The 18,475-nt window shown below is 72.0% G+C and carries 16 protein-coding genes and 1 other RNA gene; 3 read left to right on the top strand and 14 right to left on the bottom strand.

Annotated elements, in window-relative coordinates; all coding sequences use genetic code 11:
- Positions 1–82: 82 nt before the first annotated feature.
- The 4 genes from IE134_RS20085 to IE134_RS20100 form a co-directional block, all read right to left on the bottom strand.
- Positions 83–2,455, bottom strand: coding sequence for a HelD family protein (locus IE134_RS20085; RefSeq protein ID WP_030708810.1), 2,373 nt, complete (start codon positions 2,453–2,455; stop codon positions 83–85).
- 272 nt (positions 2,456–2,727) lie between these two features.
- Positions 2,728–3,693: an anti-sigma factor family protein gene (locus tag IE134_RS20090; RefSeq protein WP_126931507.1), complete on the bottom strand. Its 966-nt coding sequence runs from the start codon at positions 3,691–3,693 to the stop codon at positions 2,728–2,730.
- Complete coding sequence (locus IE134_RS20095) at positions 3,690–4,277, bottom strand: sigma-70 family RNA polymerase sigma factor (RefSeq protein WP_024263532.1); 588 nt, start codon at positions 4,275–4,277, stop codon at positions 3,690–3,692. The genes IE134_RS20090 and IE134_RS20095 overlap by 4 nt, the downstream gene beginning before the upstream one ends.
- Before the next feature lie 66 nt (positions 4,278–4,343).
- Positions 4,344–5,006: a CGNR zinc finger domain-containing protein gene (locus IE134_RS20100; protein WP_030708812.1), complete on the bottom strand. Its 663-nt coding sequence runs from the start codon at positions 5,004–5,006 to the stop codon at positions 4,344–4,346.
- 105 nt (positions 5,007–5,111) lie between these two features.
- Between IE134_RS20100 and IE134_RS20105 the strand changes: the two genes are divergently transcribed.
- Complete coding sequence (locus tag IE134_RS20105) at positions 5,112–5,759, top strand: GNAT family N-acetyltransferase (RefSeq protein WP_107047119.1); 648 nt, start codon at positions 5,112–5,114, stop codon at positions 5,757–5,759.
- Here the strand turns inward: IE134_RS20105 and IE134_RS20110 are convergent.
- From IE134_RS20110 to IE134_RS20130, 5 genes are all read right to left on the bottom strand, one after another.
- On the bottom strand, positions 5,692–6,255 hold the full coding sequence (locus IE134_RS20110; RefSeq protein WP_030708816.1) for a GNAT family N-acetyltransferase: 564 nt from the start codon (positions 6,253–6,255) through the stop codon (positions 5,692–5,694). The two genes, IE134_RS20105 and IE134_RS20110, sit on opposite strands and share 68 nt — an antisense overlap.
- Positions 6,256–6,348: 93 nt before the next feature.
- Positions 6,349–7,491 carry a uroporphyrinogen-III synthase gene (locus IE134_RS20115; protein ID WP_189431255.1) on the bottom strand — a complete coding sequence of 381 codons (1,143 nt, stop codon included), beginning with the start codon at positions 7,489–7,491 and terminating at the stop codon, positions 6,349–6,351.
- A 176-nt stretch (positions 7,492–7,667) separates the two neighbouring features.
- Positions 7,668–8,999: a nitrate/nitrite transporter gene (locus IE134_RS20120; protein ID WP_189431257.1), complete on the bottom strand. Its 1,332-nt coding sequence runs from the start codon at positions 8,997–8,999 to the stop codon at positions 7,668–7,670.
- 131 nt (positions 9,000–9,130) lie between these two features.
- Positions 9,131–10,294 (bottom strand): acyltransferase family protein, encoded by a 1,164-nt coding sequence (locus IE134_RS20125; RefSeq protein ID WP_189431259.1) that lies wholly within the window; start codon positions 10,292–10,294, stop codon positions 9,131–9,133.
- Positions 10,291–12,375 carry a bifunctional polysaccharide deacetylase/glycosyltransferase family 2 protein gene (locus tag IE134_RS20130; RefSeq protein WP_189431286.1) on the bottom strand — a complete coding sequence of 695 codons (2,085 nt, stop codon included), beginning with the start codon at positions 12,373–12,375 and terminating at the stop codon, positions 10,291–10,293. The genes IE134_RS20125 and IE134_RS20130 overlap by 4 nt, the downstream gene beginning before the upstream one ends.
- A 268-nt stretch (positions 12,376–12,643) precedes the next feature.
- Here IE134_RS20130 and IE134_RS20135 point away from each other — a divergent pair, with 268 nt between their 5' ends.
- Positions 12,644–13,930: an MFS transporter gene (locus IE134_RS20135; RefSeq protein WP_229823672.1), complete on the top strand. Its 1,287-nt coding sequence runs from the start codon at positions 12,644–12,646 to the stop codon at positions 13,928–13,930.
- Positions 13,931–14,006: 76 nt separating this feature from the next.
- On the opposite strand, the gene ssrA is transcribed toward IE134_RS20135, so the two are convergent.
- The 5 genes from ssrA to ftsE all read right to left on the bottom strand — a co-directional run bounded on the left by ssrA (position 14,007) and on the right by ftsE (position 17,916).
- Positions 14,007–14,393: a transfer-messenger RNA gene (gene ssrA, locus IE134_RS20140) on the bottom strand.
- 98 nt (positions 14,394–14,491) lie between these two features.
- Positions 14,492–14,980 carry an SsrA-binding protein SmpB gene (smpB, locus tag IE134_RS20145; RefSeq protein WP_003968790.1) on the bottom strand — a complete coding sequence of 163 codons (489 nt, stop codon included), beginning with the start codon at positions 14,978–14,980 and terminating at the stop codon, positions 14,492–14,494.
- Positions 14,981–14,998: 18 nt separating this feature from the next.
- Positions 14,999–16,186, bottom strand: coding sequence for a S41 family peptidase (locus tag IE134_RS20150; protein WP_050513570.1), 1,188 nt, complete (start codon positions 16,184–16,186; stop codon positions 14,999–15,001).
- A 68-nt stretch (positions 16,187–16,254) separates the two neighbouring features.
- Positions 16,255–17,172 (bottom strand): permease-like cell division protein FtsX, encoded by a 918-nt coding sequence (gene ftsX / locus IE134_RS20155; RefSeq protein WP_010062141.1) that lies wholly within the window; start codon positions 17,170–17,172, stop codon positions 16,255–16,257.
- Positions 17,173–17,226: 54 nt separating this feature from the next.
- Positions 17,227–17,916 carry a cell division ATP-binding protein FtsE gene (gene ftsE / locus IE134_RS20160; RefSeq protein ID WP_003968787.1) on the bottom strand — a complete coding sequence of 230 codons (690 nt, stop codon included), beginning with the start codon at positions 17,914–17,916 and terminating at the stop codon, positions 17,227–17,229.
- Positions 17,917–18,176: 260 nt separating this feature from the next.
- Here ftsE and IE134_RS20165 point away from each other — a divergent pair, with 260 nt between their 5' ends.
- Positions 18,177–18,374, top strand: a complete 198-nt coding sequence (locus IE134_RS20165; RefSeq protein WP_030591905.1) for a hypothetical protein — start codon at positions 18,177–18,179, stop codon at positions 18,372–18,374.
- Positions 18,375–18,475 lie beyond the last annotated feature (101 nt).

Consider the following 18,475-nt stretch of genomic DNA (forward strand, 5'->3'; position numbering starts at 1 on the left):
GAGCCGGTGCCAGTACCACGGTAACAAAGACCCCGGAAAAGTGATTCCCATGCGCCGGGTTGACTCGCGGAACCCTGCCGCGTCAGTCCCTGAGCAGGTCCGGCACCCCGTCCTCGTCCGGCATGTCCCGCTCCCCCGAGACCACCGTGAGCTGCTGCGTCGCCCGGGTGAGCGCCACGTACAGCACCCGCAGTCCGGCCGGGGACTCGTCCGCGATCTCCGCGGGCGAGACGACCACCGTGGCGTCGTACTCCAGCCCCTTGGCCTCCAGGCTGCCCAGCGCCACCACCCGCTCCCCCAGCTCCGCGAGCCACTCGCGGGCCTGGGCGCGCCGGTTCATCGCGACGACCACGCCGACCGTGCCGTCCACCTGCTCCAGCAGCCGCGCGGCCTCCTCGCGGACCGTGGCGGCCAGGTCCCCGTCGCGTACCGGCTCGAAGCGCGGCACCACCCCGGTCGAGCGGACCGCCGCCGGGGACTCCATGCCCGGCATGGCCAGCGCCAGCACCTTGGCGGCCAGCTCCGCGATCTCCGCCGGGTTGCGGTAGTTGACGGTGAGGGTGAAGCGGCGGCGCGGCCGGGAGCCGAGCGCCTCGTCCCGGGCCGCGGCGGCCTCGTCCGGGTCGGACCAGGAGGACTGGGCCGGGTCGCCGACGATCGTCCAGGTGGCGTGCCGGCCGCGGCGGCCGACCATGCGCCACTGCATCGGGGTGAGGTCCTGCGCCTCGTCGACGATGACGTGCGCGTACTCCGTGCGCTCCGCCGCGAGCCGCTCGGCCCGCTCCCACTGGGTCTCCTCGCGCTGCGGCATCAGCTCGTCGAGCCCGGTGAGCTGGTCCAGCGGATCGGCCTCGCGCTTCCGCTTGGGCCGGTTCGGGGTGCCCAGCAGCGCCTGGAGCTCGTCCAGGAGCGCCACGTCGTGGACGGAGAGCGGACCGTTACCCTCCGCGTCCAGGCGCTTGAGGGAGCGGGCCAGGCGGCGCGTCTCGCCCTGGTTGAGGATGCGCCGGGACCAGCGGCCGAGCCGTCGCTCGTCGGCCATCGCGGCCAGCACCCGGCGGGGCGTCAGCTCCGGCCACCAGGCGTCGAGGAACTCCAGGAACGGGGTCTCGGTGGAGACGTCCTCGTCGAACGAGGAGCGTAGCTCCGCGACCAGTTCCGGGTCGGTGTAGCGGCCACGGCCGGAGGACTTGTTCCACAGGGCGTCCAGCAGCAGCTTGCGGGCGCGCGGGCGCAGCAGGTTGACCGGGGCGGTGCCGCCCAGGGCGTTGTGCCGGATCCGCCGCAGTTCCTCGGCCTCCAGCTCGATCCGGGCGCCGAAGGCGACGACGCGCAGCCGGGTGGGGGTGGCCGGGGCGGCCGCCCGCGCGGGCTCCTCCCCGAAGGCGAGCTGGCCGCCCTCGTCCACCGGCCGCGGGACTTCCAGGGCGCCCCGGGCCGCCTTGCGCAGCACATGGAGCATCCGGGAGGAGCCCTTGACCCGGGCGACGGCCGGTTCGTCGTAGGCGGTGGCCCCTTCGAGACCCGCCGCGTCGTCCGAGAGCGAGCCGATCGCGCGGATCGCGACCTGGCCCTCCTCGCCGAGCGAGGGCAGCACCCCTTCGGTGTACGCGACCAGGAGCGGGGTGGGCGAGACGATCAGGATGCCGCCCGCGTACCGCCGCCGGTCCTGGTAGAGCAGATACGCCGCCCGGTGCAGGGCTACCGCCGTCTTGCCGGTGCCGGGGCCGCCGGTGACCTCGGTGACCGAGGCGGCGGGGGCCCGGATGACCAGGTCCTGTTCGGCCTGAATGGAGGAGACGATGTCCCGCATGGTGTGGCTGCGGGCCTGGCCGAGCGCCGCCATCAGCGCGCCGTCCCCGATCACCGGCAGCTTCTCGCCGCCCAGGAACGCCGTCAGCTCCGGGCGCATCAGGTCGTCCTCGACCCCGAGGACCTTGCGGCCCTTGGAGCGGATGACCCGGCGGCGTACGACACGGCCCGGGTCCTTCGGGGTGGAGCGGTAGAACGGGGCGGCGGCCGGGGCCCGCCAGTCGATCACCAGCGGCGCGTAGTCGGAGTCCAGGACCCCGATCCGGCCGATGTGGAGCGTCTCCGCGATATCGGCGGTGGCGTCGTCGCGTACGGAGTCGTCGGCCGGCTCCACGGAGGTGTACGCGCCGTCCGGGCCGCGCTCCCCGTCCTTGCCGAGCAGCAGATCGATCCGCCCGAAGAGGAAGTCCTCGAACTCGCTGTTCAGCCGGTTGAGGTGGATCCCCGCCCGGAACACCTGGGCGTCCCGCTCCGCGAGCGCGCCGGGGGTACCGACCTGGCCGCGCTTGACGGCGTCGTTCATGAGGAATTCCGCCTCGTGGATCTTCTCTTCGAGGCGGTGATAAACACGGTCGAGATGCTCTTGCTCGACACCGATTTCCCGGTCCCGCAGCGATTCGACAGCGGCATCCTGCGCGGCCACCGAGGCCCCCTTCTTAACGGCACTGGGCAGCCGTCAACCCTATAGCGAAGGGGGCCCGCGCGCACCTGCCGACCAGGGAGAGGATCGCGCGTCGCGCGCTAGGGCCTGTCGTCACATTCCCGTCGTCGCCCGAAGGGCGGCCGGGCGGCGCATGGTGCGTGCGATCGCAAGGCGCCGGAATGGTCTCGTAGCGGAGCTACTAGGGTATTTCGGCAACGCCGCGAGCGTGCGTGCCAGGCGTCGCCCGGCAGGCGGGAATGTGACGACAGGCCCTAGGCTCCGATCTCCACCAGCCGCTCCCCGTCGAAGGTCCGCACCTCGAAGCGGGCGATGTCCTCGCGGTCCATCGCCGCCCCGCCGTGCACGTACAGCGGGGCCTTCGCCGCCGGGTTCGTCGCGCCCTCGATGCCGTACCCCCACTGCGGGACGGACCAGGAGGTGACGATCTCCTCCTCACCGGTCTTGGAGACGGCGACCAGCGTGCACTTCTGCGGTCCCTTGACGTTCTTCAGCTCCAGGACCGTGTGGGTGCCCCAGGCCTTCTCCTCCATGCCGACGGTCGCGCCGACCCGGGTGGTGGGGTCGGTCGCCGAGACCTTCTCCGTCATGTGCTCGAAGAAGGAGTCCTCGGCCGGACTGGTGGGGTGCGGCTCGCCCACGGCCACCGATCCGCCGCCGCGGTCGTCGCCCGCCGTGACCGCGAACGCGGCGACCGGGCCGCCGACGATCAGGGCGGCGGCCGCGGCGACCCAGTACCGGCTGCGCCGGGAACGGCGGTGCCGTTTGCGGGCGACCTCGTCCATCAGTCCGCCGAGCAGCCGGGGCGCGGGCTTCTCGGGCACATGCGGTACGGGGCGGGCGCCGGGCACGGCGGACGGGGCCTCGGCGAGCATCGCGAGCATCGGCTCCATCCCCGCGAACTCGTCGAGATGCGCGGCGCACCGGGCGCAGCCCGCGAGATGGGCCTCGAAGTCGCTCGCCTGGGCGTCGTCGAGGATGCCGAGGACGTACGCGGCGGCCGCGTCGTGCTCGGACCCTTCGGAGCCCGTGGGTCCCGGGCCGGGGCCGGGTCCGGCGCCGAAGGGTCCGGGCGGACCGGGCGGGGCGGGGACGCCGGCGCGGTGAGCGGGCCCTGAGGGGTGTGCAGGACCCGCCGCATACGGGGGACTTGAGGGACCGGACGGCGTACGGTGACCGGGAGGCCGGGGCCCGAACGGCTGCCACTGCTGGTCGCTCATGCCGTGATCCCCCTCTCTTCGAGTGCGAGCTTCATCGAACGCAGGGCGTAGAAAACCCGGGACCGCACGGTCCCGCTGGGGACACCGAGCACTTCGGCGGCCTCGTTGACCGTACGCCCCTTGAAGTAGGTCTCGACCAATGCTTCCCGGTGCGCGGGGGTCAAATCTTCGAGCGCGTCCGAGAGCGTCATCAGCCACAGCGCCTTGTCGATCTCGTCCTCCGCGGGAATGACCTCCAGCGGCGACGGATCGACCTCGCGCGGCCGGGCCTGCCGGCTGCGGTGGTTGTCGATGACGATGCGCCGGGCGACCGTCACCAGCCAGGGTCGGACGGAGCCGGTGGCCCGGTTGAGCCGGCCGGCGTTCTTCCAGGCACGGATGAGCGTCTCCTGCACCACGTCCTCGGCCCGCTGGCGGTCGCCCGCGACGAGTCGGAGGACGTACGCGAGCAGCGGCCCGGCGTGTTCGCGGTACAGCGCCCGCATCAGCTCCTCGTCCGGTATCCCGGAAGGGGGCGGGGGCGGCTCACTGCGATGTCGAGCCCTGTGCGGACGGTCATCGGCCACGGCCGCATCCTTGCGCACCCGAACCTCCCGGTCGAGACCTCTGAAACGAGCTCCTGGACCATCGATACGGGGGCGGGTGCCGGTTCATTCAACGCCGGGCGGAATTTCTTTCTCCGGACCGAACGCGCCAGGTTCACCGGGGTCGTTCGTGGCGGTCGTTCCGGAGGTTCTGCGCCGGTGGCGGGCGACCCGTTCGCGGTTGCCGCAGACCTCCCCGGAGCACCAGCGCCGCCGTCCGCCGCGCGAGGTGTCCAGGTAGAGCCGGTGGCAGTCCTCGCCCTGGCAGCGGCGCAGGGCCGCCCGCGCGACCGGGTCGGTGAGCAGGTCCACCGCGTCCCGGGCGACGACGGCGAGGAGACCCGCACAGTCGGGTGCGGCGCTCAGGGCCCGTACCAGGTCGCCGTCCGCCCCGCGCACCGCCCGGGGGCCCGGAGGCGCGCCGGACGCCAGGGAGTTGACCCGCTCCAGCGCGCCGTCGGCCGGGGGCCCGCCGAGCTGGGCGGCCATCAAGCGGGAGACGGCGGAGCGCAGTTCGTGGAAGCGGACCACCCAGGTGTCGTCCAGCGCGTCCAGCTCGGTGCCCGGCGGGACGAGCCGGGCATCGGTCAGCCATTGGGCCAAGTGACCCGTCCCGTCGAGCTGTTCGCAGGTGCCGGGCACTCCGCCCGCACGTTCCGTGGCCACCAGATCGAGGCAGATCCGGCCCGCGTCGAAGCGCCACATCCGCGCCCCCCTGCCCACTGCCATGATCCCGCTCACCGCCCTGGGTCACCCGGTGGAACGACCACCCCCAGAGTGCTCCTGTCGGGGCCCCGCCGGAACCCCCGCCGCCGCCCCCGTACCGTGACGGCCATGGAGCACGAGGGGGAGATACGCATGGACCCGTACGGCGACAGCACCGTGATCGGCCCCGGGGGGCTGCGGCTGCGCCGGTGGCGCGAGGAGGATCTTCCCGCGGTGCTGCGGGCGTACGAGGATCCGGCGATGCGCCGGTGGCTGGCCGTCCAGGTATCCGGTCCGGACGGGGCCGCCGACTGGCTGGAGGCGCAGCGTACGGGGTGGGCGGCGGGCACCCGCTTCGCCTTCGCCGTCACGGAGGGCGGGCGGGAGGACGAACTGCTCGGCAACGTCGTGATGAAGCAGCTGGATCTGGTGAGCGGCCGGGCGGAGATGGGCTATTGGACGACGGCTCCGGCGCGCGGCCGGGGTGTGGCGTCCCGGGCGCTGGCGGCCCTGACCGACTGGGCGTTCGCGACCTTCGCCGAACAGGGCCTGATCCGGCTGGAGTTGCTGCACCAGGTGGACAACGTGGCCTCCTGCCGGGTGGCGGAGAAGTGCGGATTCCCGTTGGCGCGGGTGATCCCGGCGCTGCCGCCCGACTATCCGCTGGACGGCCATGTGCATGCGCGGGAGGCTCCGGCGGCCGTGGCGGTCAGCCGGCCGGCGGGTCGTCGTGGAGAAGCCGCTGGAACAGGTGGTGGTCGCGCCAGCGGGCGTTGATGTGCAGATAGCCGGGTGCGGTGCCGATCCGCTCGAACCCGGCCTTGGCGAGCACCTGTTGGGACGGGGCGTTGTCGGTGACGGTCGCCGCCTCGACGCGGTGCAGGCCCAGCCGGTCGCGGGCCGCGTCGCAGACCGCGCGGACAGCCGCGGTGGCCAGGCCGCGTCCGGCGTGGCCCTCGTCGACCCAGTAGCCGAGGCGGCCGTTGCGGAACGGGCCCCGCTCGACGCCGGAGAGGGTGAAGCCGCCGATCACCCGGTCGTCGGCGTCCGCGAGCACCCAGGGCATGGCCCGCCCGGCGTCCCGGTCGGCCAGCAGGGCGGTGAGCCGGGCGGCCTGGCCCTCGACGGTGTAGAAGGTGTCGGGGCGTACGGGTTCCCAGCGGCGCATGTACGCGCGGTTGCGGGTGAGGGCCGTGGCGAAGGCGGGCGCGTCGGTGAGTTCGGCGGGCCGGAAGGCCACGTCCGGGGCGAGGAGATGGGTGCGGTCGGTCATCCGGTCACGCTAGCCGGGACGGCCGGGCTCCGGCTCGCGGGCCCCGGCTCGCGGGCCCCGGCTCGCGGGCCCCGGCTCCCGTGGAAGGGCCTCTCAGCGCCCGTACTTCGTGTCCGCCGACGGGTCCAGCGCCAGCCGGTAGCCGCGCTTGACGACCGTCTGGATCAGCCGGGGCACGCCCAGCGCCGAGCGCAGCCGGGCCATCGCCGTCTCCACCGCGTGTTCGTCGGAGCCGCTGCCGGGCAGGGCCCGCAGCAGGTCGGCGCGGGCCACCACCCAGCCGGGGCGGCGGGCCAGCGCGTGCAGGAGGGCCATGCCGGCGGGCGGCACCGCGCGCAGTTCGTCGTCGACGAGGACCGCGTGGCCCCGGATCTCGACGCGGTGGCCGGCGACGGGCAGGATGCGGGCGGCGGCCGGGAGGTGGGCGCACATCAGCTGGACGAGGGGGCCGAGCCGGAAGCGTTCCGGCTGGAGGGTGTCGATGCCCCGGGCCTGGAGCGGGAGGGCGGTGACCGGCCCGACGCAGGCGACCAGCACGTCGTCGCGCAGGGCGCCGAGGATCTCCGGGAGCAGCCCGCGGGTCTCCGCCCGGCCCAGGAACGAGGCGGCGGCGGGCGCGCTGGTGAAGGTGATCGCGTCCAGGCCCCGGGCGGCCGTGACGTCGAGCATCCGGTCGAGCGGGGCGAGGTCCTGCGGCGGCATCCAGCGGTAGACGGGGACGACGACGACTTCGGCGCCCGCGGCCGTCAGGGACTCGACGAAACCGGGCAGGGGTTCGCCGTGCAGCTGGAGGGCGACCCGGCGGCCGTCGACGCCCTCGGCGAGGAGCCGGTCGAGGACCTCGGCCATCGATTCGGACCCGGGCGACCAGGTCTCGGTGAGCCCGGCGGCCCGGATGGCGCCCTTGACCTTGGGGCCCCGGGCGAGGAGTTCGACCCCGCGCAGGGTCTGAAGGAGCGCGTCGCCGATGCCCCAGCCGTCGGCCGCCTCGATCCAGCCGCGGAAGCCGATCGCGGTGGTGGCGACCGCCACGTCGGGGGCGTGGCCGATCAGCTCCTTGGTGGCGGCGAGGAGTTCGCTGTCGTCGGCGAGCTGCACGATCCGCAGGGCGGGGGCGTGCAGGACGGCGGCCCCGCGGCGTTTGAGGAGGGTGCCCAGCTCCTCGGCCCGGCGGGCGGCGGTCACCCCGACGGTGAAGCCCGCGAGGGGGCCGTGCGTTGTGTCGTCGTCCTGCATGGCGTGTTCCCCGGCTCCTGTGTTCCCGCTGGTGCGCGATGGTTCCCCGCTGATACGCGATGGTTCCCGCTGGTGACGCGGGGTGCGGAGGCCCGAGACTGCCAACGGTGCGTGACAGGCTCGGTTCCCCCGTATTTCCCGGCCGTTACGTCGCACGACGCCGGACCGCGCCGTTTCTACACCTCCGCGTAACCGAGCTGGGCCCGGGCGGGCACCGGTGCCGCGCGGCGAAGGTATACCGCCCAGGTGAGCGTGATGCACACCCCGTAGAAGGCGAGGAAGGACCAGAAGGCCGCGGTTCCGGCGCCGGAGGCCTGGAAGGACTGGCGGAAGGCGAGGTTGATCGCCAGCCCGCCGAGGGCGCCGACGGCCCCGATGAGACCCATGGCCGCGCCGGAGAGCCGCCGTCCGTGGGCGGCGGCCGCCTCGCCGTCCAGGCCCCGGGCCAGCGCCTTGGTGTGGAAGATGCCGGGGATCATCTTGTACGTCGATCCGTTACCGAGGCCCGTCAGGACGAACAGGGCGGTGAAGCCGGTGAGGAAGACCGGCAGCGAGGCGGTCCCCGAGGCGTGGATGACGACGCCGGTGGCGGCGGCCATCGCGACGAAGGTGGCCAGGGTGATGCGCGCGCCGCCGTACCGGTCGGCGAGGCGGCCCCCGACGGGCCGGATCAGGGAGCCCAGCAGCGGGCCGACGAAGGTGAGCGAGGCGGCCTGGAGCGGGGTCCGGCCGAACTGGGTCTGGAGCACCAGGCCGAAGGCGAAGCTGTAGCCGATGAACGAGCCGAAGGTGCCGATGTAGAGGACCGACATGATCCAGGTGTGCGGGTCGCGGACGGCCTCCAGCGCGGCCCCGGTGTCGTTCTTCACGGGACGCAGGTTGTCCATGTACAGGGCGGCGCAGACGGCGGCCAGGACGATCAGCGGGATGTAGACGCCGAGGACGATCCGGGGGTGCGAGGCCCCCAGGGTGCCGATGACGAGCAGGCCGACGAGCTGGACGACGGGGACGCCGATGTTGCCGCCGCCCGCGTTGAGGCCGAGCGCCCAGCCCTTGTGGCGCAGCGGGAAGAAGGCGTTGATGTTGGTCATCGACGAGGCGAAGTTGCCGCCGCCGATGCCGGTGAGCGCCGCGACCGCGACGAACGTGCCGTACGAGGTCCCGGGCTCCATCACCCAGAACGCGGCCAGGGTCGGGACGAGCAGGCTCACCGCGCTGAAGATCGTCCAGTTGCGGCCGCCGAAGCGGGCGACGGCGAAGGTGTACGGCACCCGCACCAGCGCGCCGACGAGGGTGGCCGTCGAGATGAGGAAGAACTTCCCGGCCGGGTCGATGCCGTACTCCGGTCCCATGAACAGGACCATCACCGACCACAGGGTCCAGATGGAGAATCCGATGTGCTCGGAGAGCACGGAGAACCAGAGGTTGCGGCGGGCGACCCGTTCGCCCTTCTCCCGCCAGAACGTCTCGTCCTCCGGGTCCCAGGTCTCGATCCAACGGCCTGCCATCACGCGCCTCCACAGGGGGTCGGGGTGTTGTTCCCGACGCTAGGGAGCCCGCGTTTCGGCGTGGTGCCGCGAGGTGACCGGTGCGCAACCTTGCTCTCACCGGGCCGTTCCCGGCCCGGTGAGATGCAGGTCTACCTTCTGCCGTCCGGCCAGAGCCGGGGCCGGCGTCCGGCGGCGACGTCCTCCACCCAGCCCACGGCGACGATCATGACTGCGAGCAGCGGCCAGATGAGCAGGGTCATCAGCAGGGTGTACCCGGCCTCGACCGCCGATCCCAGGTGCGCGTCCACGTACGGGATCTCCCGTAGGAGGTCGATCAGCGGGATCGTCGCCAGGATCAGCAGGTTGTGCCAGAGGTAGATCGTCATGGCCCGGTTGTTGGCGAGCGTGACCAGGCGGTCGAAGCGGGCCGGCCGGCCGGGCAGCTCCTGCCAGGACGGGGCGTACTGGAGCAGGATCACGCAGAAGCCGAGCGACCAGGTCGCCTGGGCCAGCGGGATGTCGTTGAGGTCCCAGCCGTCCGCAGTGAGGTGTCCCGAGGCCCACCACAGCCCGAAGCCCATGACGATCGACGCCAGCGAGACGGTGAGGTAGCGCGGGACGTCCTTGAACAGGCCGTCGTGGTGGGCGAAGCCGAGGACCCAGCAGGAGCCGAAGACCGCGAAGTCGCTCAGCGCGTCGCCGGTCTCGCCCGGGATCGTCACCAGGCCGGTGCCCATCACGGCGGTCAGGCCGAGCGGCGCGAGCAGCGTCGCCCAGGGCAGCTTCCGGAACGCCCGGAGCAGCAGGGGCGAGGCGAGGACGAACCAGAGGTAGGCGCGGATGTACCAGAGCGGTCCGGCCGCCTGGACCGCCCAGGTGTCCTCCAGCAGACCGGCCTGGTCACCGCTGGACCGGGGGAAGGGGGGTGCGCCGACCGGGAAGACGTACCAGGCCAGCTTGACGAACCACCACAGGCTGTCCTCCTTCACCGGCTGCCGGCTCAGCGCGAACATCATCGGTACGACGACGAGCGCGAACACCCACAGGGGCGGCAGCAGGCGGCGGATCCGGCCCCGGACGACTGCTGCGGCGGGGCGGGCCAGCGAACGGGCCATCAGCGAGCCGGCCAGGGCGAACATCACGCCCATGGAGGGGAACAGGATGGTCAGCCAGGCCCAGCCGAAGATGTGGTAGATCACCACGCGGACCAGGGCGATCGTCCGGAGCAGGTCGAGATACCGGTCCCGGCCGGGCTTGCCCGTAGCGGCGGGCGGCGCCACCGGGGTTCCGGCGGGCACGGTGGCGGCGCTCATCCGACGGGCCTCCTCTCGGGGACGGATTCGGTGCCGCGCCGCTGGGCGGAGACCCCGCCGGGGGCCTCCACCGCGCCGGTGCGGCGCAGCTTCTGCCAGCGCAGCCGGCCGCCGGTGAGCGCGGTGATCCAGGACTGGAGCAGTACGACGTACATGAGCTGGCGGTAGAGGATCTGCTGGAGCGGCAGCGAGAGCAGGTGGGTCATGCGTTCCTTGTCCAGCCGGAAGGCGTACGCGGCGCAGACGGCCTGGACGACCAGGACGCCGAACCACGCGGCCACCGTCCTGCCGGTCGGGCCGAAGACGAGTCCGTACAGCAGGAACACGTCGATGAGCGGCGCGAGCAGCGGGGCGACGACCATGAACAGGGAGACGAACGGCAGGCCGACCCGCCCGAAGCGGCCCGAGGGCCCCCGTTCGATGACCGCGCGGCGGTGCTTCCAGATCGCCTGCATGGTGCCGTAACTCCACCGGTAGCGCTGCGACCAGAGCTGCTGCACGGACTCCGGGGCCTCGGTCCAGGCGCGGGCGTTCTCGGCGTAGACGACGCGCCAGCCGTCCCGGTGCAGGGCCATGGTGATGTCGGTGTCCTCGGCGAGGGTGTCCTCGCTCATCCCGCCGACCCGCTCCAGGGCCTGGCGGCGGAACGCCCCGACCGCGCCGGGGATGGTGGGCATGCAGCCGAGCACGTCGTACATCCGGCGGTCCAGGTTGAAGCCCATCACGTACTCGATGTGCTGCCAGGCGCCGATGAGGGAGTCGCGGTTGCCGACCTTGGCGTTGCCCGCGACGGCTCCGACCCGGGGGTCGGCGAAGGGCTGGACCAGCTCGCGGACCGTGGCCGGTTCGAAGACGGTGTCGCCGTCCATCATCACGACGATGTCGTAACGGGCTTTCCGGATGCCGTTGTTGAGGGCGGCGGGCTTGCCCGCGTTCTGCTGGCGGACGACCCGTACGCGGGGCAGCCCCATGGCCTCGACGAGGTCGGCGGTGCCGTCGGTGGAGCCGTCGTCGATGACGATGATCTCGATGGGGTGCTCGCCGGCGGTCAGGGAGCGCACGGTCGCCTCGATGCACTCGCGTTCGTTATACGCGGGGACCAGGACGGAGACCGGGCGGCCGAGGGGTTCGCCCCAACGGAAGTCCTGGCGGCGGACCTTGCGGGCGTGCAGGAAGGAGAGCAGCAGCATGAGGCCGAAGCGGGCCAGCACCAGGGTGCCGATGACGGCGAGTCCGACGACCAGGACGCCGGTGATCCGCTCGGACACGGCGACGGCGGAGACGAACACCTTGCCCTTCCACAGGGCGAACCCGGTGACCGGGGTGTGCGCGCTGGGGGCGTCGAGGGCGGTGGTGAGGCGGGTGAAGGTGTAGCCCCGCTCCTTGAGGTCGGGCAGCAGGGTGTCGAGCGCGGCCACGGTCTGCGAGCGGTCGCCGCCGGAGTCGTGCATGAGGATGATCGCGCCCTTGCCGTCCTTCGGCGTGGCCCGCTCGACGATGGCGCGGACCCCGGGGCGCTTCCAGTCCTGGCTGTCGGTGTCGGTGACGACGGTGAGGTAGCCGCGGCTTCCGATGTACTCCGTGACCGGCCAGGACGTGTTGTCCATGGCGTGCGAGAAGGAGGAGTACGGCGGCCGGAAGATCGAGGTGCGGATGCCGGCCGCGCCCGCCAGCGCCAGCTGGTTCTGCGACAGCTCCCAGTCGATGCGCGCGGTGGACTGGTGGGAGAGGTCGGGGTGGTTGAAGGTGTGTAGCCCGAGTTCGTGGCCCTCCTCCACCATCCGCCGGACCAGGTCCGGGTGGCGGGCGGCCATGGTGCCGGTGACGAAGAAGACGCCGTGGGCGTCGTACTCCTTCAGCTTGTCGAGCACCTTCGGCGTCCACACCGGGTCGGGCCCGTCGTCGAAGGTCAGGACGATCCGGCGGTCGGGTATGCGCAGGGTCTTCGCGTCACCGGAACGGGCGTCGATGACGGGGCCGCCGGTGAGGACGTCCTTCGGCACCTCGGTGGAGCGGTCGGCGCCGCGGACCCGGTGGTCGGCGAGGATCTCGCTGTGCACGTATCCGCGCAGCATCAGCATCGCGAGCAGGGCGGCCAGGACCCGGACGGTCGGACCATCCACCCCTCGGCAAGGGCCAACTGGTCAGCGCGACGAAGAGCCGGGCGGCGGCCCGGGTGAAGTGCAGTTCGTCGGCGACGGCGAGGAAGGCGCCCGGGCGGGTGTGCCGGGCGGGCCGGGGTACGGCCACCGGACGGGCGCGCGGACCGGGCGGGGTCGGGACGGCGGGGCGGGCGGCAGGAGCGGTCTCCGGGCGGGCGGCAGGGGATGTCCCATTCGGCGAACAGCGATGCGGCGAGGTCGGTCCACTCCCGCGTCCGCTCGTTGCCGGGTATCCGGCGGGCAGTTGGTCGCCGCCCCGCGCTCCGCGCCGACGAGCGCAGCGCACCGTCGGGGGCGGCCGTCGTCGAATCCGTACCTCCGGCTGCTGGCGACGCCCGGGGCCCGCGCCTTCACGGCGGGCAATCTGATCGCCCGGCTGCCGATGGGGATGCTCAGCGTCAGCGCGGTCATCATGATCGCCGGGTCCCGGGGCTCGTACGCCCTCGCCGGGGCCGTCACCGCGACCGGCCTGGCGGCGACGGCGGTCGTCGCGCCCTTCACCGCCCGGCTGGTGGACCGCTTCGGGCAGGCGCGCGTCGCCGTGCCCGCCACCGCGCTCGCCGTGCTGGGGTCGCTGGCCCTGGTGCTGTGCGTGCACCACGACGCCCCGGCCTGGACGCTGTTCGCCGCATACGCCGCGACCGCGACGACCCCGAACACCGGCGGGATGTCGCGGGCCCGCTGGGCGCATCTGCACCGGGGCGATCCGGCGGCCCTGCACACCGCGAACTCCTTCGAGCAGGCCGCCGACGAGCTGTGCTTCATGCTGGGCCCGGTGCTGGCCGCGACGCTCTGCGGGGCGCTGTTCCCGGAGGCGGGCACGCTGGTGGGGGCGGTGCTCCTGATGACCGGCGTCCTGATCTTCGCGGCCCAGCGCGCCACGGAACCGCCGGTCACCCCGCGTACGAAGACGGTGGCCTCGCCCCTGCGCACGCCGGGGATGCCCGCACTGCTCGCGGTCTTCCTTGCCACGGGGGCGGTGTTCGGAGCCATGGAGGTGGTCTCCATCGCGCATGCCGGGGGCGCGATCCTGGCGCTCCAGGCGGCCGGTTCGTGCGCGGCGGGCCTGCTCTACGGTTCGCTGCGCCCGGCCCGGAACGCCCGTCTCCGGCTGCTGCTGTGCCTGGCCGCGATGACGGCCCTGATGTCCCTGCCGCTGCTGGCCGCCGCCGCGTCGGCCGCCCTGCCGGTTCTGGCGCTCTGCCTGCTGCTGGCGGGGGCGGCGACCGCGCCGACCATGGTCACGGGCATGACGCTGGTCCAGCGGGCCACGCGCCCGGAGCAGTTGAACGAGGGCATGACGCTCGCGGTGACCGCCTTGCTGGGCGGGGTCGCGGCCGGGGCGGCGGCGGGCGGCTGGCTGGTCGAACACGCGGGCACGGCCTCCGGCTACGCGGCCCCGATGTCGGCGGCGGCCCTCGCTCTGGTCGTCGCGGCTGCGGGCGGCGGGTACGGCCGGGAGCGGCGGAAGTGAAAAGGGCGCCTGGCGGCGGGCGTGAAAAAGCCGCTGCCCCGCGAGCGAACTCACGGGGCAGCGGCCTACATGGGAATTGTGGAGATGGCGGGAATCGAACCCGCGTCCAACGGTGCGGAACCAGGGCTTCTCCGAGTGCAGTTCGCTGCGCTTTTCTCGGCCCCGGAGGTCACGCGAACAAGCCTCCGACAGGCCCAGCCACTGTTTGATTTCCTTCTCGGCCCCGTGGCCGGGCCGAGAAGTTTAGATCCCTAGTTGATGCCAGGATCCGGGTCGGGATCACCCCCGGGCTGACACTCCGCAGAGTCTTCGCTAGCTGCTAATTAGGCAGCGAGGGCGAAGGCGGAGGAATCGCGCTTGGAATTGGCGATTATTGTTTGCGACATATGGTTTACGAGATCATTGCCGCTTCCTCGACTCGCTTCCCCTGCTTCGACATCCGCTGTCGAAACCGATCATCCCCATGTGGTGTTTTCAAAACGCGCACCTTCGCTGAGGTGCACGGCCCATCGTACGTGACCAACGCCGGACGATGCCAGCGTATTCCCCCTGCGGGGGTCCTCAGGCGCTGCGCTGCCGCCGGCGGGCCGCCGCGATGGCGCGGTTCGTCTCCCGCGTGTCCTGCTTCTCGCGGAGCGTCTGCCGCTTGTCGTACTCCTTCTTGCCCTTCGCGAGCGCGATCTCGACCTTGACCCGGCCGTCCTTGAAGTACAGCGCGAGCGGCACGATCGTGTGGCCCGTCTCCTGCGACTTCGACTCCAGCTTGTCGATCTCGGCCCGGTGCAGCAGCAGCTTCCGCTTCCGCTTGGCCGCGTGGTTGGTCCAGGTGCCCTGGACGTACTCGGGGACGTGGATGTTGTGGAGCCACGCCTCGTGGTCGTCGATCTGCACGAAGCCGTCGACCAGGGAGGCCCGCCCCATGCGCAGGGACTTGACCTCCGTACCCATGAGGACGAGGCCGCACTCGTAGGTGTCGAGGATCGTGTAGTCGTGCCGCGCCTTCTTGTTCTGCGCGATCATCTTGCGCCCGGTGTCTTTTTCCTTCGCCATAGTGCGGTCATTTTCGCACTACGACCCACCCCCGAGGCCACTCAATACCGTCTCGGCCCGCTGCTGGGCCCTCTCCCCCACCACGAGGTCGGGGGTGATGCCCCTGCCGTCGACGTTGCGGCCGCCCGGGGTGCGGTAGTGGCCGACGGTCAGCTCGGCCACCGAGCCGCCCGGGAGCCTGCTGGGCATCTGCACGGAGCCCTTGCCGAAGGTGGGCGAGCCGACGGTGACCGCGCGGCCCCGGTCCTGGAGGGCGCCGGTCAGCAGCTCGGCGGCGCTCATCGTGCCGCCGTCGACCAGGACGACGACCGGCCGGTCCGTGTCACCGCCCGGATCGGCGTACAAGGCGTGCTGATCCCCGCGTACGTCGTACGTGGCGACCAGGCCGCCGTCCAGGAAGGCGGAGGCGGCGACGACGGCCTCGGCGACGAGTCCGCCGGAGTTGGCGCGCAGATCGAGGAGTATCCCCGCCCCGTCGGGGGCGTCCCGGACCGCGTCCCGGACGTCGGCCCCCGCGCCCTTGGTGAAGGCGGCGACCTTGACCAGGACCGCCGACGAGGGCGCGTCGCCCAGCTGCCGCACGGTGACCGCCTCGGTGGTCAGCCGAGCCCGCTCCAGGGTCTCGGTCCAGCTCCGGCCCTCCCGGACGAGCCCCAGCTCCACCCGGCTGCCCTCGGCCGCTCCCGTCCCGTCGCCGCGCAGTAACGCGACGACCTCCGCGACGGGGCGTTTGCCGATCGCGCGGCCGTCCAGGGTGCGCAGCAGGTCGCCGGCGCGGATGCCGGCCCGGTCGGCGGGGCCGCCGGGCTGGACGCGGGAGACGGTGACGTCGCCGCGGCCGGTGCGCCGGGCGGAGAGCCCGACCCCGGTGTAGGTGCCGTCCAGCGCCTGCTCGAACTCCTCGTACTCCCGCTGGTCGTACACCGCGCCCCAGCGGTCCCCGCTGCGGCTGACGACCTCCTCGGCGGCGTCCTTCACGGACTTCCCGTCGGCCTCGGCCTCGGCGGCGGCGTCCTCGATCTCGTCGCGGTCGACCGGGGCGACGGTGGAGGAGACGGCGCGGGTCTGCGGACCGGGCCCGGGCTCGGGGTCCTGCGGCAGCGAACCGGTCGCGGCGGCGGTGGCGAGAGCGCACCCGAAGACCAAGGTCAGGGCCGCCCCGCGGCGAAGACCGCGGGGCCCGAAGCGTTGAGCGGAGCCCGACATGGCGACGAGTCTAGGACAAACCCCCTGGGGCGCACGGGCGATCGCCTGTGCGCCCCAGGGGGCACATGTCACACCTTCAGGTACTTGCGCAACGCGAAGAGAGCGGCGACGGCGGGCATCAGCAGACCGATCGCGAGCACCAGCGGAAGCTTGGTCAGGACCGCGTCCCAGCCGATGAAGTTGATCAGGTTCAGCTTCTCCTGGAGGGCGAGACCGCCGTCGATCAGGAAGTACCGGCCGCCGAGCAGCATGGCGCAGGCCAGCACACCGCCGATCAGACCGGCGACGGCCGCCTCCATGATGAAGGGGGCCTGGATGTAGAAGCCGGAGGCCCCGACGAGGCGCATGATGCCCGTTTCACGTCTCCGGCTGAACGCGGAGACGCGCACGGTGTTGACGATCAGGATCAGCGCGATGACGAGCATGAGGATCATCACGTAGATCGCGACGACGTTCATGCCGTTCATCAGCTCGAAGAGGTTGTCCAGGATGGACCGTTGGTCCTGGACGGACTGCACCCCGTCCCGCCCGGCGAACGCCGTCGCGACGACCTTGTACTTCTGCGGGTCGTCCAGCTTCACGCGGAACGACTCCTGCATCTGGTCGGGCGTGATGTTGCCCGCCATCGGGGAGTCCCCGAACTGCTCCTGGTAGTGCTTGTACGCCTCGTCGACCGTCTCGAAGTGGACCGTCTCGACGGCGTCCATCTTCTCCAGATCGGCTTTGATCTCCGCCTTCTGCTCCTTGGTGACAGCCCCCTTGGCGCACTTGGGCATGTCCTTGGCGTCGTTCTTGTTGCAGAGGAAGATCGAGACGTTGACCTTGTCGTACCAGTAGTCCTTCATCGTGCTGACCTGCTCGCGCATCAGCAGCGCACCGCCGAACAGGGCGAGCGAGAGGGCGACGGAGACCACGACCGCGAAGGTCATCGTGAGGTTGCGGCGGAGACCGACGCCGATCTCCGACAGGACGAACTGGGCGCGCATGGCGTCCTTTCAGTACTCGATGCTCGAAATGCACGAGGGGCCGGGGCCCCTCGGTCAGTGCTGGTAGCCGTAGACGCCGCGTGCCTGGTCGCGTACGAGACGGCCCTGCTCGAGCTCGATGACGCGCTTGCGCATCTGGTCGACGATGTTCTGGTCGTGGGTCGCCATGATCACGGTGGTGCCGGTCCGGTTGATCCGGTCCAGCAGCTTCATGATGCCCACCGAGGTCTGCGGGTCGAGGTTGCCGGTCGGCTCGTCCGCGATCAGCAGCATGGGGCGGTTGACGAAGGCGCGGGCGATGGCCACACGCTGCTGCTCACCACCGGAGAGCTCACCGGGCATCCGCTCCTCCTTGCCGCCGAGGCCGACGAGGTCGAGCACCTGCGGCACGGCCTTGCGGATCTCGCCGCGCGGCTTGCCGATGACCTCCTGCGCGAAGGCCACGTTCTCCGCGACCGTCTTGTTGGGCAGCAGGCGGAAGTCCTGGAAGACCGTCCCCAGCTGGCGGCGCATCTGCGGCACCTTCCAGTTGGACAGCCGCGCGAGGTCCTTGCCGAGCACATGGACCATGCCCGTGCTGGCCCGCTCCTCGCGCAGGATCAGTCGCATGAAGGTCGACTTGCCGGAGCCGGAGGACCCCACCAGGAAGACGAACTCACCCTTCTCGATGTCCAGCGAGACATCGCGCAGAGCCGGTCGGGTCTGCTTCGGGTAGGTCTTGGAGACGTTGTCGAATCGGATCACGGATGCACCACGGTCGGCCGGGAGTAGGTGAGCGTGACCATACGCGAACCGGGCTCACGCGTGCAGGCGGCGTCCGGCAATGGGTGGTATGTGGCGAATCGCCCCACGGTACGAAACGGGTCGTGCCGGACCTTGTCCGGCGGGCCGCGCCGAAATCGCCGCGAGCTGGCACAGTGGTGGGGGGAACGGTTGCGTTTCCGTGAGCGTTGTGCGGAGAGACAGCAGGCAAGCGGCTCCGCCGCGCGGGAGGAGGAATGCGCATGACCTATGACCGACTGGTGTGCGCGAACTGTGCGGCGCCCGTGAGCGAGGGCCGTTGCCGTGTCTGCCGTGCCGTGCGGCAGCAGATGCTGGAGGAGCAGGGCCAGGGCCCGCTGGCCGGGATGAGCCCGGCGATGCTGATCGCCCTGATGGTGGTGTTGCTGGCGGCGCTCGCGCTGCTGGCGCAGGCGGCCTGATCAGGGCCCGTGCGGCCCTCGGGGCCGCCCCTAACCGCCCCGTCGGGGCTCACAGACGTATGCGTACGGCCGCCTGAGCGGTCCGGGCGCACAGAAGGGCC

It is taken from the genome of Streptomyces rubiginosohelvolus, assembly GCF_014649875.1.
Lineage (GTDB): Bacteria > Actinomycetota > Actinomycetes > Streptomycetales > Streptomycetaceae > Streptomyces > Streptomyces rubiginosohelvolus.

Bases quoted from the DNA above. Each gene is read 5' to 3' on its own strand.
- IE134_RS20090 (WP_126931507.1), bottom strand. From the start codon at position 3,693: ATGAGCGACCAGCAGTGGCAGCCGTTCGGGCCCCGGCCTCCCGGTCAC.
- IE134_RS20100 (WP_030708812.1), bottom strand. From the start codon at position 5,006: ATGGCAGTGGGCAGGGGGGCGCGGATGTGGCGCTTCGACGCGGGCCGG.
- IE134_RS20105 (WP_107047119.1), top strand. From the start codon at position 5,112: ATGGAGCACGAGGGGGAGATACGCATGGACCCGTACGGCGACAGCACC.
- IE134_RS20110 (WP_030708816.1), bottom strand. From the start codon at position 6,255: ATGACCGACCGCACCCATCTCCTCGCCCCGGACGTGGCCTTCCGGCCC.
- IE134_RS20115 (WP_189431255.1), bottom strand. From the start codon at position 7,491: ATGCAGGACGACGACACAACGCACGGCCCCCTCGCGGGCTTCACCGTC.
- IE134_RS20120 (WP_189431257.1), bottom strand. From the start codon at position 8,999: ATGGCAGGCCGTTGGATCGAGACCTGGGACCCGGAGGACGAGACGTTC.
- IE134_RS20125 (WP_189431259.1), bottom strand. From the start codon at position 10,294: ATGAGCGCCGCCACCGTGCCCGCCGGAACCCCGGTGGCGCCGCCCGCC.
- IE134_RS20130 (WP_189431286.1), bottom strand. From the start codon at position 12,375: ATGCTGATGCTGCGCGGATACGTGCACAGCGAGATCCTCGCCGACCAC.
- IE134_RS20135 (WP_229823672.1), top strand. From the start codon at position 12,644: ATGCGGCGAGGTCGGTCCACTCCCGCGTCCGCTCGTTGCCGGGTATCC.
- smpB (WP_003968790.1), bottom strand. From the start codon at position 14,980: ATGGCGAAGGAAAAAGACACCGGGCGCAAGATGATCGCGCAGAACAAG.
- IE134_RS20150 (WP_050513570.1), bottom strand. From the start codon at position 16,186: ATGTCGGGCTCCGCTCAACGCTTCGGGCCCCGCGGTCTTCGCCGCGGG.
- ftsX (WP_010062141.1), bottom strand. From the start codon at position 17,172: ATGCGCGCCCAGTTCGTCCTGTCGGAGATCGGCGTCGGTCTCCGCCGC.
- IE134_RS20165 (WP_030591905.1), top strand. From the start codon at position 18,177: ATGACCTATGACCGACTGGTGTGCGCGAACTGTGCGGCGCCCGTGAGC.